The 16585-nt window shown below is 46.5% G+C and carries 15 protein-coding genes; 8 read left to right on the top strand and 7 right to left on the bottom strand.

Annotated elements, in window-relative coordinates:
• Positions 1 to 376 precede the first annotated feature (376 nt).
• Both ltrA and NW212_RS07395 read left to right on the top strand, forming a co-directional pair.
• On the top strand, positions 377 to 1783 hold the full coding sequence (ltrA, locus tag NW212_RS07400; protein ID WP_258338011.1) for a group II intron reverse transcriptase/maturase: 1407 nt from the start codon (positions 377 to 379) through the stop codon (positions 1781 to 1783).
• A 350-nt stretch (positions 1784 to 2133) separates the two neighbouring features.
• The gene (locus NW212_RS07395; RefSeq protein ID WP_258338010.1) at positions 2134 to 2739 is read left to right on the top strand and encodes a porin family protein; all 606 of its coding nucleotides are present in this window, start codon (positions 2134 to 2136) and stop codon (positions 2737 to 2739) included.
• 78 nt (positions 2740 to 2817) lie between these two features.
• On the opposite strand, the gene NW212_RS07390 is transcribed toward NW212_RS07395, so the two are convergent.
• From NW212_RS07390 to NW212_RS07375, 4 genes are all read right to left on the bottom strand, one after another.
• Complete coding sequence (locus NW212_RS07390; RefSeq protein WP_258338009.1) at positions 2818 to 3591, bottom strand: prephenate dehydrogenase/arogenate dehydrogenase family protein; 774 nt, start codon at positions 3589 to 3591, stop codon at positions 2818 to 2820.
• Between the two features lie 220 nt (positions 3592 to 3811).
• Complete coding sequence (locus NW212_RS07385) at positions 3812 to 4879, bottom strand: bifunctional 3-deoxy-7-phosphoheptulonate synthase/chorismate mutase type II (protein ID WP_258338008.1); 1068 nt, start codon at positions 4877 to 4879, stop codon at positions 3812 to 3814.
• Between the two features lie 25 nt (positions 4880 to 4904).
• On the bottom strand, positions 4905 to 6092 hold the full coding sequence (locus NW212_RS07380; protein WP_258338007.1) for a pyridoxal phosphate-dependent aminotransferase: 1188 nt from the start codon (positions 6090 to 6092) through the stop codon (positions 4905 to 4907).
• Entirely contained in the window at positions 6067 to 6909 is an 843-nt protein-coding gene (locus tag NW212_RS07375; protein ID WP_258338006.1) for a prephenate dehydratase, read from the bottom strand. The genes NW212_RS07380 and NW212_RS07375 overlap by 26 nt, the downstream gene beginning before the upstream one ends.
• Positions 6910 to 7621: 712 nt before the next feature.
• Between NW212_RS07375 and NW212_RS07370 the strand changes: the two genes are divergently transcribed.
• Together NW212_RS07370 and NW212_RS07365 are read left to right on the top strand one after the other, a co-directional pair.
• Positions 7622 to 9748: a fimbrillin family protein gene (locus tag NW212_RS07370; RefSeq protein WP_258338005.1), complete on the top strand. Its 2127-nt coding sequence runs from the start codon at positions 7622 to 7624 to the stop codon at positions 9746 to 9748.
• Positions 9714 to 10169, top strand: a complete 456-nt coding sequence (locus NW212_RS07365; protein WP_258338004.1) for a hypothetical protein — start codon at positions 9714 to 9716, stop codon at positions 10167 to 10169. The genes NW212_RS07370 and NW212_RS07365 overlap by 35 nt, the downstream gene beginning before the upstream one ends.
• Positions 10170 to 10414: 245 nt before the next feature.
• Here the strand turns inward: NW212_RS07365 and NW212_RS07360 are convergent, their stop codons facing one another.
• Entirely contained in the window at positions 10415 to 11377 is a 963-nt protein-coding gene (locus tag NW212_RS07360) for a tetratricopeptide repeat protein (protein WP_258338003.1), read from the bottom strand.
• Between the two features lie 99 nt (positions 11378 to 11476).
• Here NW212_RS07360 and NW212_RS07355 point away from each other — a divergent pair, with 99 nt between their 5' ends.
• Both NW212_RS07355 and NW212_RS07350 read left to right on the top strand, forming a co-directional pair.
• Positions 11477 to 12184, top strand: a complete 708-nt coding sequence (locus NW212_RS07355; RefSeq protein ID WP_258338002.1) for a hypothetical protein — start codon at positions 11477 to 11479, stop codon at positions 12182 to 12184.
• A gap of 14 nt (positions 12185 to 12198) precedes the next feature.
• A complete protein-coding gene (locus tag NW212_RS07350) occupies positions 12199 to 12597 on the top strand; it encodes an FKBP-type peptidyl-prolyl cis-trans isomerase (RefSeq protein WP_258338001.1) in 399 nt (132 codons plus the stop codon).
• 83 nt (positions 12598 to 12680) lie between these two features.
• Here the strand turns inward: NW212_RS07350 and NW212_RS07345 are convergent, their stop codons facing one another.
• On the bottom strand, positions 12681 to 14333 hold the full coding sequence (locus NW212_RS07345; protein ID WP_258338000.1) for an AMP-binding protein: 1653 nt from the start codon (positions 14331 to 14333) through the stop codon (positions 12681 to 12683).
• 13 nt (positions 14334 to 14346) lie between these two features.
• Entirely contained in the window at positions 14347 to 14931 is a 585-nt protein-coding gene (locus NW212_RS07340) for a helix-turn-helix domain-containing protein (protein WP_258337999.1), read from the bottom strand.
• 227 nt (positions 14932 to 15158) lie between these two features.
• Here NW212_RS07340 and NW212_RS07335 point away from each other — a divergent pair, with 227 nt between their 5' ends.
• Together NW212_RS07335 and NW212_RS07330 are read left to right on the top strand one after the other, a co-directional pair.
• Positions 15159 to 15686: a TlpA disulfide reductase family protein gene (locus tag NW212_RS07335; RefSeq protein WP_258337998.1), complete on the top strand. Its 528-nt coding sequence runs from the start codon at positions 15159 to 15161 to the stop codon at positions 15684 to 15686.
• On the top strand, positions 15683 to 16495 hold the full coding sequence (locus tag NW212_RS07330; protein WP_258337997.1) for an N-acetylmuramoyl-L-alanine amidase: 813 nt from the start codon (positions 15683 to 15685) through the stop codon (positions 16493 to 16495). Before NW212_RS07335 ends, NW212_RS07330 begins: the two co-directional genes overlap by 4 nt.
• Positions 16496 to 16585 lie beyond the last annotated feature (90 nt).

The following is a 16585-nucleotide window of genomic DNA, read 5'->3' as shown; positions in this document are numbered from 1 at the left end:
GCCCTAATAGCGGGAATCATACAGCCAAAAGCAAGGGTGTCCATCGCGAGTTGGAATCTGAAAGAAGCTGGCGGCAAACATCTGGTCTGACGAACAGAAACTTCATATAAGGCATATAACCGTGGGTAAGGTTGCAAAGCAAACCAAAGCCCTATAGCTATTCGGAACGGTTGATGTAAATGAAGCAGACATAAGATTGAAAGTTAATGCCCTTATCCGAGGAGGTCTCACGGACGCATGAGAATAGTGAAAAAAAATCGAAATCAGCGGAGTAAAGCTTGCCGTGAGAAGTCAGCAGATGTCATAGTAGCAAACGTGTCGATAAGTTTGTGAAGGACAGAACTTTATTTAAACGATAATAATTGAAAACTACCGTATGCTGGAGAGAATGCACAAAACTGGAACTGAAGTTTCAGGCTGCCCTCAGAGAGCTAAGACGGAATCTGAACGGTATGTGGGAGCGCAGACCTGCATATGGATGGTTGAAGACAATGTCGTGGAAGTACCATTTGACAGAGAGCATCTTCTGGAAGTTATTCTTTCACCCGAGAATCTGAATAAGGCTTATAAGACTGTATTCAGAAACAAAGGGTGTGGCGGTATCGACAGGATGTCATGTGATGAACTTCTCCCATGGCTCCTCACCAACAGGAAAAGCCTGATATGCTCTGTGCTTGACGGCAGCTACCGTCCCAATCCTGTCCTTAGAGTGGAAATTCCTAAGGATAACGGCAAGATGCGACAGTTAGGAATACCGACCGTTGTAGACCGACTGATACAGCAAGCCATCAACCAAGTACTGACCCCCATCTACGAACCTCAGTTTAGCCAAAACAGTTTCGGTTTCCGTCCGAGACGTGGCTGCCATGATGCATTACGCAGAGCGAAAGGCATCGTCAATTCAGGTTACAAATATGTAGTAGACCTTGACCTCGAGCGATTCCTCGATACAGTATGCCACAGCCGTCTGATAGAAATACTGAGCCGTACAATAAAGGATGGAAGAGTGGTGAGTCTTATACACAAATATCTCCGCAGCGGAATCCTGAATCATGGTATGTTTGAGGCGAGCAACGAAGGCACTCCTCAAGGCGGTCCTTTAAGTCCCCTGTTAAGTAATATCATGCTTAATGAACTCGACAAGGAGCTAACCCGAAGAGGTCATCTCTTTGTTCGGTATGCTGATGATTCAATGATATTCTGCCGAAGTAAAAGTGCTGCGAAACAAACCAAGGAGTCTATTACCCGATTTATAGAGGGTAAACTTCATCTTAGAGTAAACAAGGAAAAGACAACCGTCTCATATGTCAAAGGTGTCAAATACTTAGGTTATTCCTTTTATAACTCCAAAGGTAAATTTGAATTATGTGTACACCCCAAATCCAAAGTCACGATGAAGCTCCGTTTGAAAGGGCTGACAGGTCGTAGCAATGGAATGGGTTATGAACGTAGAAAACAAAAACTTAAGGAATATATAAGAGGCTGGATAGGTTATTACCACCTTGCCAACATGAAACGTCTTCTCCTTGAAACAGACGAGTGGTTACGACGTCGCATACGAATGTGCATATGGAAATCTTGGAAAAACCCTAAGACGAGAATATCAAATCTGATTCGATGTGGAATCCCTAAGAGGAAAGCCTATGAATGGGGTTATACTCGACTGGGGTACTGGCGTATCGCTGACAGTTGGATAACACACAGTTCTATGACTAACGAACGACTAAAAATTGCCGGGTATCCAACCCTTTATGACGAGTATCTCAAATGGTATCCTAAATAAAGAACCGCCACGTGCGGAACCGCATGCGTGGTGGTGTGAGAGGTCGGAAAACGAAAGTAGGAAGAAAACTGCTTCGTTTTCCTCCTACTCGATTCTTTATGCTGGAAAACAATATAAGAAGTGTTTTGTTTATTTGTATAAATTTCATTTATAAACCTTGAATGTGTTTGTTTTTCTAAAACTTATTTATAGTTTTGTATTCAGACAGAAAGCATTTTTGTTTCTGTAAAATAGACAGAAAAAGGAATTTTTCCGTTTTATGCGGATGAAGAGTCCTTGTCCTTTTTCTTAAAAAAATAAAAAAGATTTGGCATCACAAGGATTGGCCGCTAATTAAAAAAGTTAGAGTTATGAAAAAGTTATTGTTAACGTTAGCTTTGGGAATGGTTGCCGTATTTGGTTTCTCTCAGGTAAGATGGGACGTGAAGTTTGGCATGAACTTCAGTAATCAGACTAAATTGGATGAAACTAAAGCACTTCCTGGTTTCACAATGGGAGTTGGAGCTGATTATGCATTTAATGAAAATTGGTATTTTCAGCCGGGAGTAATGATTACTTCCAAAGGATATAAGGTGAAATATGCAGGTGAAAAAGTAACAGTCAGACCTGTTTATTTGGATATTCCTATTCTGGCTGCTTATAAGTTTGATATTACCGACAATACAAAATTTGTAATCAATGCAGGTCCTTATCTGGCTATTGGTCTTGGTGGAAAAGCCAAAGAGCATTGGGATAATGGTGATGATTATAAGATTTTTGATGATAAAGGCGGTGATTGGAAACGCTTCGATTTAGGGCTTCAATGGGGAGTAGGTGTTGAACTTGGCGAACACTACCTCGTAAACTTCACTGCTCAGCATGGATTCATTGCTCCGGGTAAATCTGAAGATGGAAATGGTGATGAAATATCTCCTAAGAACATGAGCTTTGCAATTGGCGTTGGCTACAGATTCTAAACAGAAAAGAACCATAAGTATCCAATAAAAGAGGCGCATTCCATAACGGATGCGCCTCTTCTGCTTGTTGTTAGTCGTTTATTTTATATTGTTTCGAATCTTGCTAAGATAGGCATGAATCCCTTCCGAGTCTTTCCGGCTGATGATGTCGAGCAGTTCGTTCAGCTCTGTGCGTATGCCTTCCACTTGTGCCGGAGTGCGCGGATTGAAAAGAATCTCCTGAAGCAGATAGTCGTCTTCGCTGAGCACCCCTTTTGCGATAGCCATGTGTCGTTTGAAAGTTGTTCCCGGAGCGTCTTGATGCTTCATTACCGCTGCAAACACAAAGGTCGATACAAACGGGATTGACAACGAATAGGCCACCGTTTCGTCGTGCTCCTCGAAAGAATATTCGAAAATGTTCAGTCCCAGCCGCTGGTAGAGGTCTTTGAAGAATATCCGTCCCAGGTGGTCGCCTTCTTTGATAATGATGGCATTTTCTTCGCTCAGCTTGTCGAGGCTGGCAAAAGTCGGTCCGAACATCGGGTGGGTGGATACGTAGCGGAATCCGCATCCTTCATAAAATTCCTTCAGGTTCGTCTTTACTGAAGCGATGTCACTGATGATGCAGTCCTTCGGAAGTGCAGGCAAGACTTGCCTGAAAGCGTCGAGCGTATATTTCACTGTTGCCGCATTGATTACCAGTTCCGGCTTGAATTCTTCTATTTCTTCTGTTTTTGTAAGCCGGAGGCAGTTGTACATAAAGCGTAACCGTTGCGGATTTACATCGTAAACGGCTACTTCGTGTTCAAAGCTAAGTACATCGCTGAAAAAGGATCCCATTTTCCCGGCTCCTAATATTTGTATTCTCATGTTGTTATGTTTTTGTGGGTGTTTATGTACTTTTCTTTTTGCATCAAGGCAAAAAGAAAAGATACCAAAAGAAAAAAATCTGTCTTCACTGGAAAAGCGTGAAGCGGAGGGAGTTCCGGACTTTAGTCCGAAACGTTCCCGCAGTAGCTTTGGAAGTGCAGACGGCACCCTTTCTTTTGGGTATCTTTTTCTTTCGGCCACCCGAAAGAGAAAGTACGCATTATTTGTTGATTATTTCCATTTGCTGCCTTACACTCTCTTCATGGATCAGTTCAAACACTTGCTTTACGAAATCAGCGTCCATGCCGCAAAGTGAACCCTGTGCGCCCCGTTTGTCAAGGATCTCATTGTAGCGGCCGGTTTGCAGAATGGTCATGTTGTGCTCTTTTTTGAACGTTCCGATTTCGCGGCATACACGCATCCGTTTGGCCAGAATGTCCATCAGTTCATTGTCGCATTCGTCAATCTGCCGGCGCAGGTTATTCAGGTTTTCCGTGCTCTGATGCTCCGATCGGATGACGAGCAGGCTCAGTATATAGTCGAGCACATCAGGAGTAACCTGCTGCGAAGCGTCACTCCATGCCGCATCGGGGTTGCAGTGCGATTCAACAATCAGCCCGTCGAAACCGAGGTCCATCGCCTGCTGGCAGAGCGGAGCAATCAGTTCCCGCTTGCCGCCGATGTGGCTGGGATCACAGAGAATCGGCAGGTTGGGTATGCGGCGGCGCAGTTCGATGGGGATGTGCCATTGCGGAAGATTCCGGTAGATCTTCTTGTCATAAGAAGAGAATCCGCGATGGATCGCTCCGATGCGTTTCAGTCCGGCGTTGTTGATGCGCTCCAGTGCGCCTATCCACAGTTCCAGATCCGGATTGACGGGGTTTTTCACCAATATGGGAATGTCTACACCTTTCAGCGCATCGGCAATTTCCTGTACGGCAAAAGGATTAGCTGTAGTTCGTGCTCCGATCCAAAGGATGTCGATACCCGCTTTCAGGCATTCGTATACATGCTTGGCTGTCGCCACTTCGGTTGCTACATACATTCCGGTTTCCTTCTTCACCTCTTTCATCCAGGGAAGTCCGTCCACCCCGATTCCTTCAAATCCTCCCGGTTTGGTCCGGGGCTTCCAGATGCCTGCACGGAATATCTTGATACCTTTGTCGGCCAACTGTTTGGCACTTGACATCACTTGTTCTTCTGTTTCGGCACTGCATGGGCCTGCAATCACCAGAGGCCTTTCCTTTGATACGCCTTCCAGTTCAATGGGTTGTAATTCGAGTTCCATATGTTATTGAGTGTTTAAGTTTCTGTTATTGCATGATTTGTTTGATTCGTTCGAGGGCTTCGGCCAGCTTCTCTTCCTTGGCGCAGAGCGAGATGCGGATATACCGCTTTCCGTTGCTTCCGAAGATGAACCCCGGAGTGATGAATACCCTTGCTTCGTGAAGCACCTTTTCCGTCAGGTCTTCTACATCGGCATACGTGTCAGGTATGCGTCCCCAAAGGAACATGCCCACCTGTTCGCGGTCGAAGCTGCAGCCTAATACCTGCATAATCTCCTCTGCCAGTTTTCTGCGGCGTCCATACACCTTCACGTTTGCTTCTTCATGCCATTCCGCGCTGTTCCGGTAGGCTTGGGCAGCGGCTAACTGGATGGGACGGAATGTTCCGGAGTCGATGTTGCTTTTGATCTTCACGATCCATTGGATGAACTGTGCATTGGTTGCAGCCATTGCCACACGCCAGCCGGGCATGTTGTGGCTCTTGCTCATGGAGTTGAACTCAATGCAGCACTCTTTGGCTCCGGGGACGCTGAGTATGCTTATCGGTTTTTTGTTGAGTATGAAACTGTACGGGTTGTCGTTCACAATAACCAGGTTGTGTCTTCGGGCGAAATCCACCAGCTTTTCATAAAGCTCCATTGTGGCGTTGGCTCCGGTAGGCATATTCGGATAGTTGGTCCACATCAGTTTCACACGGCTCAAGTCCATCTTTTCAAGCTGTTCGAAATCCGGCTGCCAGTGATTGTCTTCACGCAAGTCGTAATTCACTATTTCGCTTCCCAGTATCTTGTTCAGCGAAGTGTAGGTTGGATAGCCCGGATTAGGAACAAGCACCTGGTCGCCTGGGTTCACGAAAGCCAGCGTAACATGAAGGATTCCCTCTTTCGATCCGATGAGCGGCTGGATTTCCGTATTCGGGTCAAGATCCACGTCATACCATCGCTTATACCATTCCGACATGGCTTGCCGGAGTTCCGGAATGCCTACTGTAGGCTGATAGCCATGTGCGTCTGGCTTTTGGGCGTTCTCGCACAGCACCTTGATGGTTTCTTCTGATGGTGGCATGTCGGGGCTTCCTATTCCGAGGCTGATTACATTTTTTCCTTCCGCGTTCATGCGGGCCACTTCCTTCAGCTTGCGGCTGAAATAGTATTCACTCACGCTGGCCAGACGGTCGGCCGGCGCAATCTTATATTGTTGATTCTCCTTCTGCATATTCTCCTAATATTTTAAGTGCTTTGGTAAGCGGTGTTACGGCATCAATGGATTGTTTGTATCTCAGGTAATCGTCAAACATGACGTCAACATAGAACATGTATTCCCATTCACGTCCGATGATGGGCAGCGACTGGATTTTTGTCAGGTTTATGTTGTAGAATGAAAAGATAGACAATACTTTCGAAAGGCTTCCCTGATTGTGCGGGAGCGAAAAGACGATGCTTGCCTTGTTCATCTTTGAGCGCACCTTCAGTTCGTCGGCCATCCAGGGATCGCTGATTACAAGGAATCTGGTGAAGTTGTGTTTGTTTGTTTCAATGCCTTCCTGAAGAATCTTCATCCCATACAGTTCGGCGGCATATTTGGAGCAGATGGCAGCGTGCCCTTTCAGTCCTTTTTCTTTGATGTCGCGTGCGCTGGCCGCAGTGTCTTCCGTTTCCACCACTTTCAGCTGGGGGTGATGCTGGAGAAAATCTCTGCACTGTGCGAGTGCGACAGGGTGGGAGTTTACTTCTGTAAGCGTTCCCCAGTCTTCACCGGGCAGGCACATGATGCTGTGGCTGATGCGCAGCTTGTGCTCTCCGATGATGGTTGCTCCGCTGTCCCGCAATAGCTCGTAGTTATGGAGAAGGCTTCCTGCAATGGTGTTTTCGATGGCAACGACTCCGATCACATTGCTGTCTTTCTTCATCGCTTCGAACACTTCTTCAAAGGTGTTGCAGCAGACCAGTTCGATATCTTCTTCCTTGAAATACTTGTGGGCTGCAATGTCATGATACGATCCCACAATTCCTTGTATTGCTATTCTTCTCATCTTGTTTTGTTTGCTTTTGTCTAAAAAAAAATCCCGACTTCGTATTGAAGCGGGATTTCGTTATATTCATTCGTCTCTTGTTTGTTTCATTTTGTTTTAACGTACATACACAAACTCCCGCTTCACTTCATTGCTAAAGTAAAAGTAATAAAAGAAAAAGAAGAAGTATGTTGCAAATGTGTTCATACGTCAGTTGTTATTTTGTCATTATATCGGTTGCAAATGTAATACTTTTCTTGAAAAAACAAGCATTTGATTGAATTTTTTCTTTGTTTATTTCGGATTTTTTTCTTGCCATCTAGTTTTCCGGCAAATGATGGTTTCTTCGCCGAAGGATTGATATGGTTTGGAGCAGACATGCAAACGCAAGCACAGCTTCGGTGTACCAATATCTCCAACCAGAGGCAAGGGGGATACGCTTCCTGCCTTTTGGTGCTCTTTTTCACATAAAAACCAGACAAACGCAAGTCATGCAAAGGGGGTGCAACGAGCGGTGTACATGGCAGTACAAATTCATATTGCTGTTAATCAATTATGTAACTGTATAAAATGTACATTGAAAACCATTCCCGGAATGCTTTTTAATGCCTATTTTTACAAATTATGTAATGTATATAATTTATCATGTATGACAAATCGTAAATTTAGACACTATTCTATTATTATTCAATTACTTGCAATACCTGTCTTTATGACCTCCTGTTCCGATCAAATGGAACAATCTCATGAGGGGAACCGTATCAGCTTTACAACGGATATTCAGGATACATGGGTTTCCTTTGATGCAGATGAAGGCAGAGGGACTACGCGCTCTACTGTTTCCACCCTGCACACAGAAGGCACAAAACCTTTCTATCTGCATACGCTTTACACCGATAGCATAGTATCTGCCTTCCTGCCTGAAAGTGGTCTGTCTGCCCGTTCTGCTCCCGTTACCACGAGCAATATGTATGATGTATTCAGCATTTCCGCCTACGCGTATACGGGCAGTTGGAACAATACGCAAACTTCGAGCTATATGTATGATGTATCGGTGAGCAAAACGGGCAGTTTATGGGTGCCTGCTTCTATACACTATTGGCCGGGCAGTGCCTATAAATTGAAATTCTTTGCTTATGCGCCTCAGAATAACAGCGCCTATCGGCTTTCGGGACAAACTGCGGGTACGCCAACCATTGCCTGCACGGTTCCGGACAATGTAGCAGAACAGCAGGATTTGCTGGTAGCCGCATCGGGAGAAGTCAGCGGCGGAACCAATACGGCGGTCAATCTGACCTTCCACCATGCGTTGACGGCGGTGAAGTTTGTATGTGGCAGTGACATGAAGGCGGGCACGGTAAAGAGCGTTACGCTTAAAGGTGTAAACTCGGCAGGAGTTTATAATCTTGAAACCGGCACATGGAGCAACGTAGGCAATCCGAAAAACTTTTCGCAAACACTGAACCGTTCCACTTCAGGAGCACTCAATGCCGTTATTACTGCCCCGGAACAAACCTTCATGATGATTCCGCAGACCTTACCCGATGGGGCAGTAATCGAGGTAATATTCAATGATGGAATAACCGACAATATTCTTGCCGGACAGATCGGAAACAGTGAGTGGCAGAAAGGAAAGACGGTAACTTACCAGCTTTCAAGCACTTCAATAAATTGGCAGTACACGCTGGCGGTTTCCTCCGGAAACTTGTCTTTTAATTATTTGGGAGGCACGCAGACGTACAGCGTTACCAGCTACCGGAAAAACAATCAGGGAGTGACGGAGCCTGTGGAATGGTCAACCCAATATTCTGTTGACAACGGAGTGACATGGACTGACGCCAAACCCGACTGGCTCACTCAATTTACAGCAAGTGGAACAGGAAGCGAGGAGGCCGTTCCTTTCGAGGTTACAGCCGCTGTCCAGACCGGCGTATCTCAAAGCACTCATACGGCAGCTCTCCGGGCAACGGCAGAGAAAGGCTCAAAAGCTCTTCCTTACAACCTGTCGAACAGCACGGGGGGAAAAGCTGTGGAAAATACGGCAAACTGTTACGTGGTAAATGCACCGGGCACATATTCGCTCCCTCTGGTGTATGGCAATGCCATTAAGAACGGACAGACCAACCAGGTGGCATACACCTCTAAGGCTTCCATAAGGGGGGCGCTGAGTCCGTTCATCAATCATCTGGGTAATGGCATAACCGACCCTTATATCGCTAACAATGCAGGCTGCATCCCCGCAAAAGCTGAACTGGTCTGGCAGGACGGTCCTTCGCTGGTAACCGATATCAAATATAACAGCGGAGCCAATGGCGGTACGATTTCTTTCACAGTAGGCAAAGAAAGCATCCGGCAGGGAAATGCCCTTATTGCCATTAAAGACAGCCAGAATACAATTCTCTGGTCGTGGCATATTTGGGTAACGGACGAAGATGTATTCCGTACCGTCAGAGTGACCAACCATCAGAATGTTTCCTATGAATTGATGCCTGTTCAATTGGGATGGTGCGAAAAAGAAGTAGTCAGCTATGCACCCCGCTCCTGCCGGATACGATTCAGTGCCCACGGGCAGCCCCGTGCCATAACCATCAACCAAACAGCTGCAACCACCTCTACCCGCGGAAACTGTACTTTCTATGAATGGGGACGCAAAGATCCCCTGCGCCCAGCCAGCGGCTATGGCAGCAACAATAAAACATGGTATAATGCAGAGGGGATTGCTTCTACGGCCAGCCATGGGGTAGAATCATTTCCGTTCGGCAGCGAGTGTATCAAAAATTACATCCGCAAACCCGACGTTATGCAAAAAGAATTATGGGGAGACAATGCGTATGTTAATTTATGGAATGCAGATTTCTGATGCTTATGGCAACAATAATACCTATAACGACACTCCAGTGATAAAAACCGTGTATGATCCCTGTCCGGCAGGTTTTTCACTGCCGCCAAGCAATGCCTTTACGGGATTCACTACAACGGGTAAAAACGTTACCAATAATGCTGCGGAATATAACGGTGAATGGGATAGCAGCCAGCTGGGGTGGAATTTTTACTGCGGACCGAACAAGACGGGAGGAACGATTTTCTTTCCCATAACGGGGGAGCGGCTGGCATCAGGAGGAAACGTATCGGCAACAGGTATGTTGGGGCATACTTGGTCGGCAGCCTCTGTCGGCTCCAGATATTCCCACAATCTTACTCTCCATACCAATTATCGGGTATTGCCGTTGGATAATTTTAGCAGAAGTGCGGGTCATGGCGTGCGGCCCTGTAAAGAATAAATACAGGACGCGAACTTTCGCCACTTATTTCATCCGTCTGTTTTAGCAGGAATATATCCTTTAGATGCCGCGGCCGATTCTATGTTCCAGCCTTTGGACTATACAGTCCAGGTGCTGGAGCATAAAACTGAAGGGGCGGATGTACATCTTGTACGGGCATATTCTGAAAAACAAAAGCCGGATACGGACCACATGAACGTACCGGCTTAAAAAGTGTTTTATGGTGTGCGGAGATACTTTTCCGGTCAGTATATTCCCGTTTGCAGTCCGCTGTTTCCGAAGTTGCTGAAATTTCCAGAGATTTGCTCTTCCTTTTCCGGGGCGATTTCGATGGCTTTCTTCATGTCGTCCGTTGCTCCGGCCTTGTTTCCGCTGAGCAGTCGGATACGTCCTCTTTCCTGATAGAAGACGGCTTTGTCCGGCATCAGGTCGATAGCTTCTGTGTAGAGAGCTTCTGCTTCCGTCAGTTTCTTCTGTTCGTTCAGCATTTCTCCTTTCAGCAGATAGGCCGTTTCGTTGAACGGGTTGACTTCCATTACTTTGTCGAAACATTTGCAGGCTTCTTCTGTGTGGGCGAGAGCCGCTTCGATTCTCCCTTTCAGCAGCAGAGCGTCTTCATCGTCGGGATTCAGCGACAGGATACGGTTGAGGTCGTCCGTTGCTTCGCTTGCTTGCCGCATGCTCCAAAGCACTTCGGCGCGCAGTTGGTAGGCTTGTACGAATGTTTCGTTGAGCGCGATGGCCTTGGTGAGCATTACAATGGCATTCAGGTCATTGTTCAGTCCTTTGGCGGCACGTGCTGCGAGGAAATAGGCTTGCGCGTTTTTGTCATCTGCAGCGATCACTTTCTGGCAGGCCGTATCCATGCTTTCATAATCTTGCTGGAGATAGCATACGCTTGCCAGTGAAAGCAGGCTTTGTATGTTGGACGGATCTTTTTCTACCAGCCTGTCGAGCGTGGTACGGGCGTCGTCCGTGCGGTTTGCCTGCAAGTACGCACTGGCTAGCAGTCCCAACGTTTCCGGTTCTTCGTTCAGTGCTGCAGCCTCTTCAAAACATTTGACGGCATAGTCCAGTTTGCCCATATTCCGCGCTCTGATGCCATCGTATTTCAATATGTCGAAATTCTTCAAGTTCTGTTTTTCTTCCGGAGTCTGCTGGTCTTTTTCCTGCTTTTTTTCTCCGAATAAAGCTGATAATAAACCCATAATAAGTTGATTTAAATGTTTTTCAAGCGCAAAGATAGGCAGAAAAAGAAAGAAATTCGTAAGTTTGCGTCACATTTTATTGCAAAACGGATTTGTATTATGAAAAAGATTTTGTTTTTATTGGCCGGGGTGTTCGCCTGCCATGCGGCGCAGGCACAATATTTCTGCACGGCAGAAGGTACCAAACTGCATTATGTGAATTATGATGAAGTGGGGCAGAGCACCTCGGATGAGGAAATAACGGTGAAAAATGTGACCAAAGAGGGGAATACGGTGAAGGCGAGCTATTACGACAAGATCGTGACTGTGAAAACTAAAAACAATACAAGCTATACATTATATAACTGGACTTATGACGGGACGGTTTCGACCTGTACGGAAGATTTGATGTATGGGCCTTATGTTGATTCGGATTCCGATCCTGCCCGCTATGATACGGCGGCTCGCTTGGAATGGACGGAAAAGCTGAAGTTCAAGGGCGACAATTCGTTTTCCATAAAAGATGGGGCAGAAGCGGGGGAGAATCTTCCGGACCGGAAGTTCCAGTGGATTCGCAACATGCTGAAGAATGATGTAACCATTTCGGGCGCTTCGTATATGGGAACGGAGCAGGTGAATACGAGAGCCGGAAAATTCAATTGTGTGAAGATTTCATACCTGAAGCGGACGAAGATTATCTTGAAGACCACTACGCTCAGGGTAAATGAATGGTATGCCGAAGGAGTGGGGCTGGTTAAGTCGGAATCGTTCAAGATGGACGGAGAGCAAGCTGGGAAAACGTTACTGGTAAAGGTGGAAAAGAACTGACGGTTTGATAAGTCATGGATAAGAAGACATACATACAGGCCAATAAAGATTGGCCGGCTGAAAAATCAAAGGAAGAGGGAGTACATGCTTTGGCGAAAGGAGTTTTTTATAAAGTACTTTCGTCGGGAGATTCCAGTGGCAAAAGTCCGTTGGCCCGGAGCATTGTCACCGTTCACTATACAGGGCAGACTATCGACGGAAAGCAGTTTGATTCCAGCCGCGGGAGTGTGCCTCTGGCTATCCGTCTGAGCGATTTGATAGAAGGTTGGATAATCGCTTTGCAGCAGATGCATGTCGGTGACCGTTGGGAGGTATATATTCCTGCTGAGATGGGTTATGGAAAACTCAGTCAGCCGGGCATCCCCGGAGGCTCTGTCCTGATTTTTGATATAGAACTGCTTGGAGTCGCATAAGAGCGGTTCGTGCATAAAGAATGCTTCCATACATCCGCTTTGATGCCTGACGGATGGAAGCATTCTCTTTTATGTGGTTGTTGTCAGATAATTTCGATTCCCTGTTCTTTGCAAAGCTGGAGGCTCAGGTCTTTCAACTTGAACTTCTGAATTTTTCCGCTTCCTGTCATCGGGAATTCTTTGACGAAGAATATATATTTGGGAATCTTGTAGCGGGCGATTTTTCCTTGGCAGAACTCGCGGACGTCAAATTCGTTCATCGTATATCCTTCGTGGAGAATGATGAACGCTCCTACCGCTTCACCGTATTTCTTTGACGGAACGCCGGCTACCTGCACGTCTTTTATGCCCGGCATCTGATAGAGGAACTCCTCGATTTCCCGCGGATAGATGTTTTCGCCTCCGCGGATAATCATGTCTTTGATGCGGCCTGTGATACGGAAGTTGCCGTTCTCGTCTTTTACGCCTAAGTCGCCGGAGTGCAGGAATCCGTTTTTGTCTATGACTTCTGCCGTAGCTTCCGGATTTTTGTAATATCCTTTCATGGTGTTGTATCCCCGGTTGCACATTTCTCCCTGTACCCCAACCGGACATTCTTCGCCCGTTTCGGGATCGATGACTTTAACTTCCGTAAATTCAAATTCATGGCCTACAGTGTTGTAGCGTACTTCCGGGTCATCGTCAATGCGGCTGTGCGTCATTCCCGGAGAGGTTTCAGTAAGACCGTATACGCTGGTTACTTTCATGAACATTTTTTCTTCCACTTGTTTCATCAGCTCCACCGGGCAAAGCGAGCCGGCCATGATGCCGGTACGCAGGCTGCTTAAGTCGAACATCGAAAACATGGGATGGTTCAGTTCTGCGATGAACATGGTGGGTACGCCATAGAGAGCCGTACACCGTTCTTTGTGTACAGATGCCAGCACAAGCAGCGGGTCGAATTTTTCAACCATTACTTCCGTACACCCGTGGGTGAGGCAGTTCATTGTTGCCAGCACCACGCCGAAGCAATGGAAAAGGGGCACGCAGACACACAGTTTGTCATCGGATGTAAACTTCATGTGTTCGCCTGTCAGAAAGCCGTTGTTGGCGATGTTATAATGTGTGAGCATGACGCCTTTCGGGAATCCGGTGGTTCCTGAAGTGTATTGCATGTTGACCGTATCGTGGCAGTTCACTTCCTTTTTTGCTTTGGCCAGTTCTTCGTCGTCCACATTGTTCCCGAGGAGCAGAATTTCGGCGGTATTATACATGCCCCGATACTTTTCCTGTCCGATGTAAATGACGTTTCTCATGTGTGGGAAGCGTTTGCTTTTCATCCGTCCCCGCTCAAACGTTTTCAGTTCGGGAAGCATCTTGTATGTCATCTCCACATAGTTGCTGTCTTTCTCTCCATTGACGATGCAGAGTGTGTGCATGTCGGAGTTTTCGCAAAGGTATTCCAATTCAGCCTGCTTGTAGCTTGTATTTACAGTTACGGCCACTGCGCCGATCTTGGCGCAGGCATAAAGAAATGTCAGCCAGTCGGGGACATTTCCTGCCCAGATGCCTACGTGTGTACCTTTTTGCACTCCGATAGCAAGCAGTCCTTTCGCCATGTTGTCTACACGCTGGTTAAACTGTTTCCATGTGAAGCGCAGGTTACGGTCGGAGTATACGAGATATTCTTTGTCGGGAGTGGTTTCTGCCCAATGTTCCAGCCATTCTCCCAGTGTCCTTTCATATAATTGCGGCATAGCGGTCTGTTTTTTAAAGTTCGATGGGGGTGTAAACGACAGCAAGGATACGTGCGGCTTTGCCTTCATAGGCATGCACGTGATGAGGTACAATTGAGTCATAATAAATTGTATCCCCTTCATCCAGCAGGTATTTTTTCTTGCCGTATTCAACTTCAAGTTTCCCTTTCAATACCATGATGAATTCTTCTCCCTCGTGCGCCGATAGGCTGAATTCGTTGTTGCCGCTTTCATCGATGTCTATGATAAACGGATCCATGTGCCGGTCGCTTTTGGCTCTTGAAAGCGAATGATAGTGCATGTGGTGGCGTGCGTCGGATGCATTGTTCGAAAAGCTGATGGTGTCGTCAGCTTCTCCTTTCCTGCACACGACAGGTCCCTCTTCGTTGGGCTGGTCATCAAGGAATGTGCCGAGCCGTACACCCAGCGCCCTTGCTATTTTGATGAGCGGGGCAAGCGACGGAATGTCTGTATTGTCTTCGATGCGCTTGATCTGTTCGACGCTCAGTCCCGTACTTTCCGACAATTCATTGATACTTATCTCTTTTGTTGTTCTCAGCGATTTGATTTTTTCTCCTATAATATTTGTGTAATCCATAATTGTGTGTTTTTATCTGTCAGTTGAATGATGGTGAGAGATTGTTTTTCAATTTCTGCAAATATAATGTTATTTGTTGAAAAAATAAACAAATGGAGGCGTTTAAGTATCAGAAAGAAAAGAACAATATCCTGAACATCTGCGTTTTTTACTCTTCGGTGGAAGGAGAAGATATGAATGAGTTCCAAAAGTTTTGTATCTTTGGCGTGAAAATAAATTGTTACGACATGAAAAAATGTATTTTTCTTTTAGTTTTGGCTGCTTGCTTCTGTTTAAATGTTTCGGCGCAGAATGCTTCTGATGCTGCCGGTTATATTGTGAAGTTGGGCGACGCAGCTCCGGATTTTGAGATGACGCTGACTGACGGACAGAAGGTGAAGCTTTCAGATTTGCGTGGTAAGGTAGTGATGCTTCAGTTTACGGCCAGCTGGTGCGGGGTGTGCCGTAAGGAGATGCCTTTTATCGAAAAGGATATTTGGCAGAAGCACAAGGATAATGCTTCGTTTGCTTTGTACGGAATCGACCGCGACGAACCGTTGGAGCGTGTGAAGGCATTTGCCAAACAGACGGGAGTGACTTATCCGTTGGGGCTGGATCCGGGAGCGGACATCTTTGCGCTTTATGCGGAGCGGAACGCCGGGATAACAAGGAATGTTCTGATAGATAAAGACGGAAAGATTGTCTTGATGACCCGTCTGTATAATGAAGATGAGTTTGCCGCTTTGTGCAAGAAGATTGATGAACTGTTGAAATGAGAGGGATGAAGTGCTATGTGGCTTTTCTTTTGTGCTTTCTGATAGCTTTTCCTCTTTCAGCACAGAAGAAAAAGAAGAATTACGAACCGCTGTTCGGGAAGAAATACGCTTCTTATGGAAAGGTTTCGAATTCATTGGAGGGAGCTGTGTTCTATTTGGGAAGCGGGCATGGCGGACCGGATCCGGGATGCATCGGAAAATACAGAGGAAAGGAACTTCACGAGGATGAATATGCTTATGACATCATTCTCCGACTGGGGAGAGAGCTGTTGCGCAGGGGGGCGAAGGTGCATTTCATCATTCAGGATGCGAAAGACGGCATTCGTGACCAGGAGATACTGAATAACAGCAAAAGGGAAACCTGTCTTGGGAAAGCGATACCGTTGAATCAGGTTGAGCGTCTGAAGCAGCGGTGTGATGCGCTGAACCGCTTGTCACGCAAGGACAAGAGCCGTTATAAAAGATGCGTGTTCGTTCATGTTGACAGCCGTTCGCGCGGTGATCAGACGGATGTGTTCTTTTACCATGCTCCGGGCAGCACCTATGGAAAGCGGTTGGCGAAAGAGATTCAGCGGACGTTCAGAGCGAAGTACGACCGGCACCAGCCTAACCGTGGCTTCGACGGGACTGTAAGCGGGCGTGACTTGTATGTGCTCCGCAACACAATTCCCGTGGCTGTTTTCCTTGAGGTGGGAAATATACAGAATGCACGCGACCAGAAACGTTTGGTCATTGCTGACAACAGGCAGGCTTTGGCTAACTGGATAGCTTTGGCTATTGAAAAGGATTATAAGAAATCGAAGAAATAAACGGCCGGATGGTATGGAGCGTAATGCGCTATGCGTTGAACGCAGATTCATAAGGGGTCAATCTCTTTGTGAATCTGCGTTCATGCTATT

It is taken from the genome of Bacteroides sp. ET225 (assembly GCF_024733745.1).
Taxonomy (GTDB): Bacteria; Bacteroidota; Bacteroidia; order Bacteroidales; family Bacteroidaceae; genus Phocaeicola; species Phocaeicola excrementipullorum.
Note: the sequence above shows the minus strand (reverse complement) of the source record. Positions and strands in the feature narration are given on the sequence as shown.